Origin of the sequence: Citreicoccus inhibens (assembly GCF_019039035.1) — a bacterium.
Classification (GTDB): Bacteria; Myxococcota; Myxococcia; order Myxococcales; family Myxococcaceae; genus Citreicoccus; species Citreicoccus inhibens.
In genome coordinates this window covers 145,978-159,399 of record NZ_JAHNZT010000013.1, presented here as the reverse complement: position 1 = coordinate 159,399, position 13,422 = coordinate 145,978, and the positions used below count along the sequence as shown (strand labels likewise).

General features: G+C 68.8%; 14 protein-coding genes and 1 tRNA gene. 8 read left to right on the top strand and 7 right to left on the bottom strand.

Annotated features, from left to right (window positions below; all coding sequences use genetic code 11):
* The first annotated feature begins 166 nt into the window (after positions 1–166).
* Positions 167–943, top strand: coding sequence for a thioesterase II family protein (locus KRR26_RS17865; RefSeq protein WP_217080381.1), 777 nt, complete (start codon positions 167–169; stop codon positions 941–943).
* 9 nt (positions 944–952) lie between these two features.
* On the opposite strand, the gene KRR26_RS17860 is transcribed toward KRR26_RS17865, so the two are convergent.
* Positions 953–1,735, bottom strand: a complete 783-nt coding sequence (locus tag KRR26_RS17860) for a 4'-phosphopantetheinyl transferase family protein (RefSeq protein ID WP_217080380.1) — start codon at positions 1,733–1,735, stop codon at positions 953–955.
* 122 nt (positions 1,736–1,857) lie between these two features.
* Here KRR26_RS17860 and KRR26_RS17855 point away from each other — a divergent pair, with 122 nt between their 5' ends.
* From KRR26_RS17855 to KRR26_RS17835, 5 genes are read left to right on the top strand one after another with little or no spacing between them, the layout of a single operon-like run.
* Positions 1,858–2,625, top strand: coding sequence for a hypothetical protein (locus KRR26_RS17855; protein WP_217080379.1), 768 nt, complete (start codon positions 1,858–1,860; stop codon positions 2,623–2,625).
* Between the two features lie 32 nt (positions 2,626–2,657).
* Positions 2,658–3,905 carry a glycosyltransferase gene (locus tag KRR26_RS17850; RefSeq protein WP_120209893.1) on the top strand — a complete coding sequence of 416 codons (1,248 nt, stop codon included), beginning with the start codon at positions 2,658–2,660 and terminating at the stop codon, positions 3,903–3,905.
* Positions 3,902–5,002: a coiled-coil domain-containing protein gene (locus KRR26_RS17845; protein ID WP_120209894.1), complete on the top strand. Its 1,101-nt coding sequence runs from the start codon at positions 3,902–3,904 to the stop codon at positions 5,000–5,002. Before KRR26_RS17850 ends, KRR26_RS17845 begins: the two co-directional genes overlap by 4 nt.
* A 29-nt stretch (positions 5,003–5,031) precedes the next feature.
* A complete protein-coding gene (locus KRR26_RS17840; RefSeq protein ID WP_120209895.1) occupies positions 5,032–6,165 on the top strand; it encodes a coiled-coil domain-containing protein in 1,134 nt (377 codons plus the stop codon).
* On the top strand, positions 6,162–6,884 hold the full coding sequence (locus KRR26_RS17835; protein ID WP_236068726.1) for a hypothetical protein: 723 nt from the start codon (positions 6,162–6,164) through the stop codon (positions 6,882–6,884). Before KRR26_RS17840 ends, KRR26_RS17835 begins: the two co-directional genes overlap by 4 nt.
* Before the next feature lie 42 nt (positions 6,885–6,926).
* Here the strand turns inward: KRR26_RS17835 and KRR26_RS17830 are convergent, their stop codons facing one another.
* Complete coding sequence (locus tag KRR26_RS17830; RefSeq protein ID WP_120209896.1) at positions 6,927–8,546, bottom strand: Rieske 2Fe-2S domain-containing protein; 1,620 nt, start codon at positions 8,544–8,546, stop codon at positions 6,927–6,929.
* A gap of 107 nt (positions 8,547–8,653) precedes the next feature.
* The gene (locus tag KRR26_RS17825) at positions 8,654–9,703 is read right to left on the bottom strand and encodes a carbohydrate-binding protein (protein WP_217080378.1); all 1,050 of its coding nucleotides are present in this window, start codon (positions 9,701–9,703) and stop codon (positions 8,654–8,656) included.
* A 371-nt stretch (positions 9,704–10,074) separates the two neighbouring features.
* Here KRR26_RS17825 and KRR26_RS17820 point away from each other — a divergent pair, with 371 nt between their 5' ends.
* A complete protein-coding gene (locus KRR26_RS17820) occupies positions 10,075–10,974 on the top strand; it encodes a zinc metalloprotease HtpX (RefSeq protein WP_120209898.1) in 900 nt (299 codons plus the stop codon).
* A gap of 124 nt (positions 10,975–11,098) precedes the next feature.
* Positions 11,099–12,046, top strand: coding sequence for a TerC family protein (locus tag KRR26_RS17815; protein WP_120209899.1), 948 nt, complete (start codon positions 11,099–11,101; stop codon positions 12,044–12,046).
* A gap of 6 nt (positions 12,047–12,052) precedes the next feature.
* Here the strand turns inward: KRR26_RS17815 and KRR26_RS17810 are convergent, their stop codons facing one another.
* The 4 genes from KRR26_RS17810 to KRR26_RS17795 all read right to left on the bottom strand — a co-directional run bounded on the left by KRR26_RS17810 (position 12,053) and on the right by KRR26_RS17795 (position 13,421).
* Positions 12,053–12,343 (bottom strand): UPF0231 family protein, encoded by a 291-nt coding sequence (locus tag KRR26_RS17810; protein ID WP_147423068.1) that lies wholly within the window; start codon positions 12,341–12,343, stop codon positions 12,053–12,055.
* Positions 12,344–12,536: 193 nt separating this feature from the next.
* Positions 12,537–12,608 (bottom strand) — tRNA-Val (locus tag KRR26_RS17805).
* 86 nt (positions 12,609–12,694) lie between these two features.
* Entirely contained in the window at positions 12,695–12,973 is a 279-nt protein-coding gene (locus tag KRR26_RS17800) for a hypothetical protein (RefSeq protein ID WP_120209901.1), read from the bottom strand.
* 22 nt (positions 12,974–12,995) lie between these two features.
* Positions 12,996–13,421, bottom strand: a complete 426-nt coding sequence (locus KRR26_RS17795) for an SCP2 sterol-binding domain-containing protein (protein ID WP_217080377.1) — start codon at positions 13,419–13,421, stop codon at positions 12,996–12,998.
* Position 13,422: the final 1 nt, after the last annotated feature.

Sequence of the window (13,422 nt, the reverse complement as noted above, 5' to 3'; positions counted from 1 at the left end):
AGCTGCGCAGAGCCATACCACTCGGGTCCACCGACTTTCCGCGAGCACTCCGCTACGTCTCCAGCCATTTACTCTCGGTGAATCCATGTCACACGTTCTGGTGGGTCTGCCTTCCTGGACAGAGGGCTTGACCGGTTTTCCAGGCCCGTGCGACAGAGGGTGGGTGATGCGAAGCGCGACCGCCCCGACCCCCTTGGACCGCTGGTTTCCCACTCGCAAGCCGCTGCCGGAGGCACGGCTGCGGCTGTTCTGCTTCCCGTTCGCGGGTGGCAGCGCATCCATCTACAACGGCTGGAGCACGGGCCTGCCCTTGGGCGTGGAGCTGTGCGCGGTGCAGCTGCCGGGGCGCGAGCGCCGGTTGATGGAGCCGCCCATCCCGTCGATGCCCGCGCTGTTGGACGCGGTGATGCCGGTGATGGCGCCGCTGTTGGACAAGCCGTTCGTCCTCTTCGGCTACAGCATGGGCGCGCGCATCGCGTTGGAGGTCGCGCGGCGACTGCACCTGCAGGGGGGGCCGGAGCCCCGCGGCTTCATCGCGGCGGCGGCGCCTCCTCCGGCCGCGAATGATCGCGAGCCCATCCACCAGCTCGACAACCCGCGCTTCATCGAGAAGCTGCGCGCCTACGACGGCACGCCCGAGGAGATCCTCCAGCACCGCGAGCTGCTGGAGCTGGTGCTCCCCACCCTGCGCGCGGACTTCTCGTTGGCGTGGTGGGAGAACGGGCCGGATGCGGTGAAGCTGGGCATCCCCATCTCCGTGCTGGGCTCCACGGGCGACAAGCACGTGGCCGTGTCGCTGCTGGAGCGCTGGCGCGACGAGACGAACTCCCCCGACGTGCGCGTGCGCCACTTCGGCGGGGGGCACTTCTTCATCCGCTCGCACCCGGAGCAGGTCCTCTCGGCGGTGCGAGAGGACGTGGCGCGCTGGTCCGCCACGTCTTAAGCCTCGCGCTCACGCGGCCTGGAAGCGCGGGGGCGAGTCCCCCGACAGCGGCACGGTGTGCTGCCACCGTACCGTCAGCGGCGCGCCGCGAGGTCGGCGCACCGCGACCGCCGCGTGGTGCCGCGCGGACGGGCGCAGCTGCATGAACTGCCACGTGTCTGGCACATCGTTCATGCGCGGGTCGAACCCGATGCGTGGCATCTGCCCGGGCGTCAGCTCGAAGGCGAATTGATCCAACGGCAGTGAGAGCCCTGCGCCTCGCGCCTTGATGTAGGCCTCCTTCAAGGTCCAGTAGTCGAAGAAGCGCTCACGCTGGCGATCGCGGGGCAGCGCGCGCAGGGCCTGCACCTCCGTGCGAGAGAAGAAGCTGTCGGCGATCTCCACCGTCTCGCCAGGACGCTCGGCGTCCTCCACGTCCGCGCCGAGGTCCACTTCCAACCCCACGGCGACGAGCGCCATGCCGTCCGTATGAGACAGGTTGAAGCGCAGCCGCGCGCCCCACGGCCCCACGATCTCGGGCCGACCGAAGGCGTTGGGCACGAAGGACCAGGACTCGGGCGCCACGGGCGCGTAGCGCGACAGCGTCAGGCGGACGAGCGCGTGCGATACGAGGTACTGGCGCTGGTGCCGCTCGAAGCGAAAGCGGCGCTGCTTCTCGCGCTCGCCGGAGTCCAGCAAGGCGTCATAGGCCTGGAGCAGACGCGGATCATCGATGCGCTCGGGCTCGACGATCCACACGTGGACTTCGTCCGACCGGAGCGTCAGGGGCACAAGAGGAGCGGGCGCGGTCATCGGCCGGAAGCGAAGCAGGAACGGCGGCGCGTGTCACGGGGGCCGCCGCGCTGGAAGGCCGCGCGCGTGGACATAGGCTCGCCCTTCACGGCCTGCGTGCGAGGCCGCTTGGGGGGACCACCATGGACCTGGTCGTCGCGACGAAGAGGCTGGAGACGCTGCGCGCCTCGCTGGTGACCGCCCTCCAGGTGGGCAGCACGCCCGCCCTGACCGAGCGGGGCATTCGGGACCTCCTGTGCGTCACCCAGGGCCGTGAGCTGACGACGCTGAAGAACCTGCTCGACGCGGGCGGAGACATCCACGACCTCGCGCAGCTCCTGTTCGACGACGTGGATGACCTCCAGGTACGCGAGGCCATCCTCGCGCACCTTCGCCGCGAAGTGCTCGGTCATCCGAGCGGCGAGAACAAGGTCCTCAGCGATATCGACGACACCTTCTTCGTCAACTGGAAGGACACGCGTCATCCCAAGCAGACGGTGTACCAGGGCGTCACCCAGTTCTACCGCGAGTTGGATCGCGGTCCCGGCCTCGTCCCCGGGCGGCTGGGCGACCTCACCTTCGTGAGCGCGCGCCCCATGGATCAGAACACCGCGCTCACCGCGCTGGAGGCGCGCGGCGTGGCCACGTCCGCCATGCGCACCATCGCCTTCCAGACACCCGCGCAGAAGGAAGCCCGGGAGGCCGAGCTGCGGCGCGACCTGGCACGCGTGCAGGCCCTCGCGGCCTCTCGCCAAGGGCTGAGCACCCGACATCCCGCTCCAGCGACAGGATGGCGCGGCGCCCCGCGCGAGCGCCGGGTGCTCAACCGAGGGCAGTCCGCCAGACCCCGGGGGCAGTTGAAGGCGTGCCCCCGCTCCCCACCTTTCGGATCGCTTCGGATTGGAGGCTGAACCAGGGGCCGGCGTGAGGGGGGCGGAACGCGATGGATCTCTTTCCCATCCACCTGCTGTTCATCGTCGTGCTGATGAATCGCTACATCCTCGGGCCGTTCCTGCGCCGCTTGAAGGGCAAGCGCTTCGAGCGCGTGGACGACACCTACCAGCCCCGCGTCGCGGTGGTCATCCCCCTCTTCAACGAAGGCAGGGGAATCGTCGACACCATCAACGCCCTGCTCGCGCAGGACTACCCGAGCGAGCTGCTGCAAATCATCATCGTGGATGACTGCTCGCAGGACGACAGCTTCGCCTGGGCCCTCAAGGCGGCGGAGGGACACCGCAATGTCGTCGTCACGCGCAACCCAGAGAACATGGGCAAGCGCAAGGGCATCAATCGAGGCGTCCGCACCGCGGAGGACGCGGAGATCATCGTCTCGGTGGACTCGGACGTCATCGTGGATCGGCGCGCCGTGCGCGAGCTGATCCGCCGGTTCGTGGAGCCGAACATCGCGGCGGTGGGCGGGCGCACGTACGTGACCAACCGCCATCAGAACTGGCTGACGAAGATGATCGAGATCAAGTTCCACTTCGCCCAGCAGTGGCTCAAGGACCTGGAGCGCAGCTTCCGTCAGGTGATGTGCCTGTCCGGTTGCCTCACGGCCTATCGGCGCCACGTGCTCCTGGAGTTGGAGCCCATCCTGGAGGCGCGCGCCATCGCGGGCGTCCCCATCAAGTACGGCGAGGACCGCTTCCTCACGCGGCAGATCATCAAGCACCACTACGAGACCGTCTACACGCTCGACTCGTTCTGCTTCACCGCCGCGCCCGCGAACCTGGCGGGGTACTTCGCGCAGCAACTGCGGTGGCGACGCTCCAACCTGGTGGACCTGCTATCAGGCCTGTCGCACGCGTGGCGACTGCACCCGGTCATCACCATCCACTACGTCTCGCAGCTCGCGCTGCTCCTGTCGTATCCCGTCGTCATCGTCGCCAACGTCATCAACGGCGAGTTCTGGGACATCCTCGCGTTCCACTTCCTCATCATCGGGCTGCTCGGCTTCATCTACCGATTGGAGACCCGGCACCTGCCCGCGGACCGTCGCGTCTCGGGCGCCAGCTTCCTTCCCATGGCGCTCCTGATGCCCGTCACCTATGCGCTCTTCACGCCGCTGGCACTCCTGACGCTGGACTCGGGGAGCTGGGAGACGCGCGGCAGCCCGAAGGCCGCGCCCACCCTCTCGCCCAGTCCGCAGGGCGTTTCGTCCACCCATGCGGGTGAGGGCACGCAGTCATGAATCAGAGGCTCGCCAACCGCATCAACTCCATCGCCGTGTCCTCGTACAAGTTCATGGGCTCGGTGCTGCTCGGTTTGATCCTCCTGGGGCTGCTCTCGTTCCTGAGTGTGCACGGGTTCTTTCTCTTCAGCCGCAGCTGGCTGACGCCGACCATCGTGTCCCCCACGGATCCGCAGATCCTCCTGCTCAACACGCAGGCGGCCCAGCAGGAGTCCCGGCGGGACGAGCTGCGCGCCCGGCGCCGCGAGGTGTCGGATCAACTCGTTGACGCCGAGCGCACCATCCACGCCGAGCGCTCGTTCCAGGAGCGCTTCCAAGCGGCGCTCAAGAGCGAGCGCGACGCGCGGGCGCGGATGGCCCAGCGCCTGGGCGTCCTGAATCAGGAGTACCGGCGCGCGCAGCAGGACATCGAGGAGGCGAACCGCGCCTTCGCCGGACTGTCACGCACGCGCACCGAGGCGCTGCTCGCCGCCAGGCTCCTGGAGCGCGAGGACAAGCTCACCATCAACCACCACCTGGCGCAGATGGCGCAGAGCAACCTGACGCTCGCGCAGAGCTCGGTGGAGCTGGAGACGCGCGTGGAGACCCTTCAGCGCGAGATGCAGGGGCTGCTCGCGGCGCAGAACGGACTGGGCAAGGACTCGGTCCAGGAAGGGCTGACGACGGACACGCTCCTGCTCGAGCGCGAGTTCACCCACTCCGTGCTGGAGGAGGCGCGCGCGGCGGCCACGCACAAGAGCCTCGAGCGGGACATCCAGGGCCTGGACGACGCGACCGCGCGCTTCGAGAAGTTGCTGGAGACGCTGAAGAGCTCCCCGTACCTGAAGGCAATTGAGCAGAACCTGACGATCGGCTTCGTTCCCTACGAAAACATCCACAACGCGGAGCCCGGGACGCCCCTTTACGCCTGCGCGGCCAAGGTGATCTGGTGCCGTGAGGTCGGCGTGGTGGGCCCGGTGTTGGAGGGCGAAGTGACCCTCAAGCATCCCATCCGGCAGTACATGCTGCGCGGGGTGATGGTGGAGCTGGAGCTGAAGGACGCGCCCAGCGCGCGCGAGGACCTGCTGCACCTGGGGCGGCCCCCGCTGCTGTTCTGAGGCAGCTCCTGAGGAGACACGAGCCCGTGATGCGGATGAACATCGCCTTCGCCGCGTGGCTGTGGCTGAGCGCCGGGGGCGCCGCGGCCCAGACGCCCGCGCCCGAGGCCCCGGGGGCCGCGTTCGGCAGCGACCTGTCCAGCGGCTACTGCGACTGGGTCCAGGGCACGAGCGACGCCGAGACCGCGCTGATGTTCGCGCCCGAGGTATTCGCCTCGGTGGGCGTCGTCAACGCGGGCGAGGCCGAGGGAGGCACGTCCTCCAATCCCCTCGGCAAGCCCAAGGCCCGGGTGACCGCGGGCCTGGACTACGATCTCATGGGCATCTACCGCGGCCTCACGCTGCGCCGACGCGCCGAGGCCGAGTGCCGCCGCTACCGCGCCCTGGCCACGCTCCAAGCCGCCGCGCTCCAAGGCAGCACGCTGTGCGAGTCCGCCGCGCTGGAGGCACGCGCGCGCTCGTTGGAGACGTCCCTGCCCCGCGCCGAGGCGCTCCTCGCCTCGCTGCGCAACGACTTGCGCGACGGCAACGCGACGTTGGAGGAACTCAACGCCGTGCAGGTGCGCCTGGATGGCCTGCGCTCGCTCGCGAGCGACACCGCGCGCGCCTTGGATCGGCTGGCCGTGGTGCCGCCCGAGCCCATGGGCCGATCGCTGTCCGCGCTCCTGGCCGAATACGAGGCCGCGGACGACGCGGTGGAGTCCATCGTGGGCGGACTGCGCCGCGCCGATGCGTGGCAGTTGGATCTGCGCGGCGGCTACGATCAGGTCTTCGAGACGACCCAGGATGTGCCGCTGTTCGGACAGCTCACGCTCTCGTACAACCTGGGCCACCTGTGGCAGGGCTCGGCCAACGCCCGAGCAAGACAAGGGCGACGGCGCTCCGAGAAGGACGCGGTGGAGGGTACGCCCCGGCGCATCCAGGCCACGCTGGCCGAGCTGCGCGCGCTGCGCGACACCGAGACCGCGCGCCTGCGTGAAGTGACCGCGCTGGTGTCCGACCTGGAGGCCCAGCTCTCCGAGGTGCGGCGACTGGAGACGCGCCAGGTGCGGCGCTTCCGCGACTACCTGGAGCTGGAGCTGTCGCGCCTGCGCGCGGAGCAGGCCTATGTGGGAACGCATCTGGCCTCGCTGGAGGCGCTCCTGAAGACCGAGGGCCCATGAAGCGCATGCCTGGGATGCTCGCGTGGGGCCTGTGCGCCGCCGCGCTCTTGCTCACCCCCAAGGAGGCCTGGGCCATGGGCAAACCCAAGCACGACCCGTCTCCCCCAAGGGCCGCGCCGTCCGCCCTGCCCTCGGGCCCCGGCCCCGAGCCCGGCCCCTTGTCGCGCGTCTCTCCCACGAGCATGAACATCACCGAAGGCAAGCCAGGACTGGGCCCGGGTGATGTCTTGCACGTGAACGAGCCCCGCCTGCGGGCCGTGGTGCTGGGGCCGCATGGCTCCGATGTGGCGCTGCGCTTCACCTGGCTGGGGGACAGCAGCGTGACGACGCCGCTGGCCTCGGGCGAGATGCGCAAGCAGCTCGGCATCAAGCTGCGCGCGCTCGATGGCTGCAACGTCATCTACGCCATGTGGCGCATCGCGCCTCGCCCCGGCATCGTCGTCAACTACAAGCGCAACCCCACCCTGCACACCAGCGGCGAGTGTGGAAACCAGGGGTACTCGGTCGTCGCGCCCCAACAGCAGATCGTCGTGCCGGCCCTGCGCGCGGGCGTCCCGCACACGCTGCACGCGCGCATCGAGGGCACGCAGCTGAAGGTGTGGGCCGACGGCGCGCTCGTGTGGACCGGCGTGCTGCCCACCGACGCGCTCACCCTGCTGGGCCCCGGCGGCCTGCGCACCGACAACGTGCGCGCCACGCTGGAGCTGTTCACCCACTGAGTCCCGCCGCGCGCGAGGGCGCTCGCGCGCGGCCCGGCCCCGTCAGTAACGGGGCTGCGCGTCTGGAGGTGGCGCGCGCACGGTGTCCGTGTCCTCGTCACCCTCCTCATCGTGGAGCGGCAGCGCGCACACGGTGGAGCCGTTCATCGGGCAGTGGCCCTGGGCCTCCAGGTCAAACTGCCAGCGGTGTCGTGGGCACACGAGGAAGCGGTCCTCCTCCACCCATCCCTCGGAGAGGTCCGCGCCCTGGTGCGGGCAGTAGCGCTGGATGGAGTAGCGCTGGCCTCCGGCGGTCACCACGGTGCGCTCGCGCTGCGCTTCCGTGGCGCGCAGGCCCTCGCAGAACGCGCGCATGTCTTCGATCTCCACGCCCAGGAAGCCGTGGACGATGGGCTCGTAGACATCGGGGATGCGGCTCAGGCGCATGCGGAAGGAGAGCAGGAAGTCTTCCCAGTTGAGCTTGCGATCCAACACGCGCGAGATGTCCCACGCGTTGACCTTCATCGTGTACCGCTCGCCGTCGAGGATCTCCGAGACGACGTCCACGCGCCGGCCCTGGAAGTCCACCCGCAGCAGGCGCTCGGGCACCTCCGCGACCTCGACATACAGGGGCATCTTCACCCGGTCGTGCAGGTCCAAGAGGTCCAGCTTGCGCTGCAGCTCCACGCGCAGCCGCTCGTGGATTTCATCGACCTCGGCGAGCAGCAGGTTGCGCCGCCGGTCGCGGAACACCTGGGCCTGGGACTCGGCATACGTGCGCAGGTACTCGTGGAGGTTCTCCGAGGTGACGCGCTCGGTGGCGAGCGACGAGTACGCGAGCGAGCCGACCTCCAGCACGTCCCCGGGCATGGGCTCCAGGTAGCGGATGGAGACCTCCGGCAATCGCTGCTCCAAAAAGGAGAACAGGTCCGGGGCGCGCGGGAAGATGTTCACCTCCTCGAAGTTCAGCGCATAGAGCGCCGGGTCGAGGAAGCACGCGGGCCCCGCCGCCGCGATGTAGGCTGCGGGGCGAATCGCCTCCAGGGCGCGCGCCACCGCCTCGAACTTGCTGTCGCGCTTGCTGCGCGCGACCTCCGAGTACTTCTCGGGCGCGTACTCGTAACAGGTGGGGTGCCAGATGGCGCCGGAGAACTGGGCGGAGAACACATCGATGGGCCCGTCCTCGGCCGTCACGCGCGCCAGGCGATCATGCAGCTTGCAGTCGTTGAGGTTCAGGAAGCAGTGCCCATCCCCTCGCACGAGCAAGGCCGAGTCGCGGTTGGTGCCCTGCTCGGACATGAAGAGCTTGATGTAGCCGCCCTTGATCGGCAGCTCCCGTCCGTCCTCGCACGCGATGACGCGCTTGCAGCCGTAGCGGGCGAAGATGTCCTGAAGCTCCGAGCGGCGGAACCGCGGGACGATGACCGTGAAGTCCCGGCGCCGGAGGGTCGCGAGGAACTCCGGGTCGAAATGGTCCTTGTGCTCGTGGCTGATGTAGAGGAACCGCTCGACCCCCGGCGTCTCCAGCTTCTCGCGCACCACCGAGGCCAGGTGGTGGTTGCGCGGCAGCTGCATCCAGGCCGAGTCGAAGGCCCCCTTCGGGGACAGCCAGGGGTCCATGACCACGAGCGTTCCAGCGGTCTCCACCGCGAAGCCAGCGTGGCCCAGGAAGGTGATGTGCATGAACGTCGCCCCTCGGAGATGTGCGTTGCCGGGAGGAAAGGCTGCGACTCTGTCCTCCCGCCGGCCACCTGCCCGACAGTCTCGGGCAGGTGTCGGGGCGCGAACGGCTACGGCTGGATCTCGCGGACGCTCATCCACTTGAAGTCCACGTCCGTGGCGCTGTCCCAGCGGAACGTGGCGATGGGGCCGCCCCACGAGATGGGCATCTTGGGCACGCTGCCGCCGCAGTGCTGCGCGTCACCGCCCCATGCCCCATCGTCGGTCATGTCGTAGACCTTCTTCCAGGTGACCTTGTCGGCGTTGTCATTCAGATACAGCTCCAGCTTCACCGCGGGGCCCGTGGTGCCCGTGACGTTGCGCATCACGGCCTTGAAGCCGACCCACCGCCCGAGCAGCGACGTGGTGGCCGTCTTGTAAGGCACGTTGTCGTAGGAGACGTGCCACGTCTCCTTCTCCCAGCGCACGCGGCCGTCGTAGTGCAGGCCGCCCTTGTAGCTGCTGCCCTCGCAGCCGGAGTAGTTGTCGTTGTGCGTCCCGCCGCGCGCGTACCACGCGAAGTTGTCCGCCGCGTTCGCCACGGCATTCACCTTCATGAAGCCGGTCATCTCCACGTTCTTCCAGTCGTTGGGCGCCTGCATGTAGCCGCGGTCCGCCAGCACGTCCCGGTCATACGTGGGGATGGCCTTCTGGTCGTAGCCCGTGGAGGTGAACACCTCCATGCGGACCTTGGTGCTGCGCATCTTCCACGAGCCATCCGCGTTGCGAGTGATGGTGTCCTGCGGATCAAAGCGCTTGTCGCTCGTCGGGCTGTCCGCCAGCGCCCAGGACTCGCCCCCCGGAAGGCTGGGGTAGAGCTGGGTGACGCCGAAGCTGTCCTTCGTGAGCGTAGGCGTGGGCGTTGGGTCCGGCGTCGGGGTCGGCGTCGGAGTGGGCGTTGGATCCGGCGTCGGGGTTGGCGTGGGCGTCGGCGTCGGGGTCGGCGTGGGCTCGGTGGGGACGCTCGGCGTGGGGTCGGGCGTCGGGGTGCTGGGCGGGCTCACCGTCCCCACTTCGTCGGGGGACGAGGTGGCGGTCCCTCCGCTGGCGGAGCCACAGCCCAGCAAGGTCAACGTCAGCGCGGTGGCACAGGTCGAGACGAACTTACGATTCCGGAGCAAGTGGGGTCCTTGTCCTGGGGACCGAGAGAGGGCGAGCGCCACGGCGACGACCGCCGCGACCTCCTCACCGCACCGCCCGCGCTCCCGGACACATCGCGCCCGAGGGAACCCTGAACGGCTGGCTGCTCTCTTCGGCCCGGTGGTGACGATTCAGCCGGGATGGCTCGAACTCACCCCTCCCCTGAACACTTCCCAACATCCCCGCCAGTGCCCGAGCGACAGCCGCCTCGCTCCCCCGCCAGGCCCTTGCCCCCCCGCGACCACGCCTCTGTTTTCTCGAAGTATCGCGACCAGATTCTCTATTTGTCGAAGAGTTATCCGGCCCTTATCTCAAGCGTCGCCCCGCACCTGATTCGCGGGCGGGAGACGCCATGAAGAACCAACTGAAGACGGTCTTGCTGCTCGGCATCCTGTCGACCCTCCTCGTCACGTTGGGAGGGGCGCTTGGAAAGGGCTTCCTGCCCGTCGCCCTGCTGATGGCGGTGGTGATGAACGTCGGGGCGTACTTCTTCTCGGACCGGCTGGTGCTCGCCATGCACGGCGCGCGCGAGGTGTCCCCGAGCGAGGCGCCGGGCCTGCACCGCATGGTGGCGGAGCTCGCGCGCCACGCGGAGCTGCCCATGCCCCGCGTCTTCCTCATGGACGAGGCCCAGCCCAATGCCTTCGCCACCGGCCGCAACCCCGAGAAGGGTGTGGTGGCCGTCACGACGGGGCTCCTCCACCTGCTCAACGAGCGTGAGCTGCGCGGGGTGATTGCCCACGAGCTGGCCCACATCAAGAACCGGGACATCCTCCTGTCCACCATCGCCGCCACGGTGGCCGCCGCGGTGACGTACGTGGCGCACGCGGCCAGCTTCGCCACCGCGCTGGCGGGGGCTCGGAGCGAGGACGACTCGGAGGACGGCTACTCCCCCATCCAGTCGCTGATGCTCGCGATGGTGGCGCCCATCGCCGCCACGTTGATTCAGCTCGGCATCTCGCGCTCGCGCGAGTTCCTGGCCGACGAGACGGGCGCGCGCATCAGCGGCGATCCCGAGGCGCTCGCGCGGGCCTTGGAGAAGCTCCAGGCGGGCGCGGAGCACATCCCCGCGCCGCCGCGGCCGGCCACTGCGAGCCTGTTCATCGTCAACCCCTTCGCGGGCGTGGAGGGCATCCTCAACCTGTTCTCCACCCACCCGCGCATCGAGGAGCGCGCCCGCCGGCTGCGTGCGCTGGCCATGCGCCCCTCCTCGGATGCGAGCTGGGGCGCGCCCGCCGCGCGCTTCGGCTGAGCCACGTCCTCGCCGCGGACCGGCGAGCACCCGCGGTGGGGCGAGGGGCCCGTTCCCTCCCCCACCGCTCGGCGTCTTCCCAACGCCCGCCCCACACCCCTTTCAAGAACACCGGAGAAGCGAGATGGACTCAATACAAACCGTGGGCAGCCCCATGCTGTGGGGCGGATTCATCGCCTTCGTCATCGCGATGCTGGCCCTGGACCTGGGCGTGTTCCACCGCAAGGCCCATGAAATCAAGATGAAGGAAGCGCTCGCGTGGAGCGCCGTCTGGGTGAGCCTCGCCCTGCTCTTCAACGTGGGCATCTGGTGGAAGTTCGGGCCGGAGCCAGGGATGCAGTTCCTCACCGGCTACCTCATCGAGAAGTCGCTCTCCGTCGACAACATCTTCGTCTTCGTCGTCATCTTCTCGGCGCTGGGGATTCCCTCGCTGTACCAGCACCGCGTCCTGTTCTGGGGCATCCTCAGCGCGCTCGTGCTGCGCGCGGTGATGATCTTCGCTGGCGTGGCCATGCTGGAGCGCTTCCACTGGCTCATCTACGTCTTCGGCGCGTTCCTCATCCTCACGGGCGCCAAGCTCTTCCTGCAGCGCAACAAGGAGGAGCACCCCGAGGACGGCTGGTTGATGAAGGCCGCCCGGCGCGTCATTCCCTCCACGAACCGCTATGACGGGCAGCGCTTCCTCACGGTGGAGAACGGCCGCAAGCTGGCCACCCCGCTGCTCATGGCCCTCTTGCTGGTGGAGGCGTCGGACGTGCTCTTCGCGCTCGACTCCATCCCGGCCATCTTCGCCGTCACGCGAGATCCGTTCCTCGTCTTCACCTCGAACATCTTCGCCATCCTGGGCCTGCGCTCGCTGTTCTTCCTCATGGCCGGCATGGTGGAGAAGTTCAGCTACCTGAAGGTGGGCCTGTCCGGCGTGCTCATCTTCGTGGGCGCGAAGATGGCGCTCATCGACGTGGTGAAGATTCCGCCCGCCCTGTCGCTGGGCATCATCGCGGCGCTGCTGGGCGCGAGCATCGTGGCCTCGCTGCTCAAGGCCCGCCACGCCCCGCGCGCCAGCGAGTCCTGACGCCCGTCAGTGCGCCAGGGACAGCTCCAGGAACTGGAGCCAGGCGACGACGACCTCCTCGAACTCCTCCAGCGGCAGGTGGAGGACACGCCCGGGGATGGTCGTCTCGCAGTGGATGGTGGCCCGGGCTCGGGAGAGGTCCAGGCTCCAGCCCTCGCCCGGGACGGCCCAGCGCTCGCGCTGCCCGTCCCGGACCGCGCGCGTCACCCGGAGCAGCCGCTGCGCCGCCGAGACATCCGGCCGCAGCTCCTGGGTGAGGTAGTCCGCCAGCACGTCATCCGGGGGCGGGGCACTCACGAGCGCCTTCCCCTGCAGATCCCACGTGAATCGCAGTGTCCTCGGCACCCGGTCAGCGTGGCATGGGCCCACGGCGCCTCCCAACGGGACCGCCCCGACCCAGTCCGCGCAACGGACACTGGGAGGCCCCGAGGGGCAATGGCGAAAAGAAAAAAGCCGTGAGTCCCAGGAGGACTCACGGCTTCGTTCTTGATGGGCGCAGCAGGGTTTGAACCTGCGACCCCTGCCGTGTGAAGGCAGTGCTCTACCGCTGAGCTATACGCCCGACTGCTTTGCTGCCCGCCGCCAGCGGCGCGACGAACGCGGCGGTAAATGCCATTCGCCCGCGCCAGTGTCAACGCTATTTCGTGTTCACTCGTCCGAGAGGTCGCCGAGCTTCTCATCCAGCTCGCGCAGACGGCGCTTCAGGCCGGCGAGCTGCTTGCCCACGGACTTGAACTCGCTCTTGGGCGCGAAGTGGAAGGCCTTCATCAGCTCCTCCTGGCCCCGGTCGAGGGCCTGCTTCCCGCGCTGGACCCGGCCGATGGTGGTGGCGATGGCCATGGCCCGGCCCTCATCGGCCATGAGCTTCTCCATGGCCTTGCCGGACAGGCGCAGGGCCTGCTTCTTCAAGTCGTCCTTGAGTCCCACGTGACGCCTCCCCGGCCGCGCTTCACGGCCCGTCGATGAACTCGGTCTGCAGCTGGGCGAAGACCCGGTCCGCGATGCCCTTGTAGCGCATGCGCTCGATGAGCGGCTGCAGGTCGCCCTTCATGGAGATGCGCCGCTTGAGGACGGCCTCCACGGGATCCAACGTGCCCAGCAGCAGCTGCTTCCAGACGGAATACGGCGCGCGGGCCAGGTACGCCGGCTCCAGTTCGTCCAGGTCATCCGGATCGTCCAGGACCCGAGCCTTCTGGATGCGGCAGTCGCCCGGGACGACGTGGACGACGAAGGACTTCGCCAGCTTCCCCGGCTCGGCCTCCACCACTGCCCCGAAGTCGCCCACCCAGCCCTTGCCGGCCACGGCGCACTCGGGATCCGCGTTGGTGAGCCGGACTGCCTCGGCCACCCACTCCTTCGACGGAAACTTCGGCATC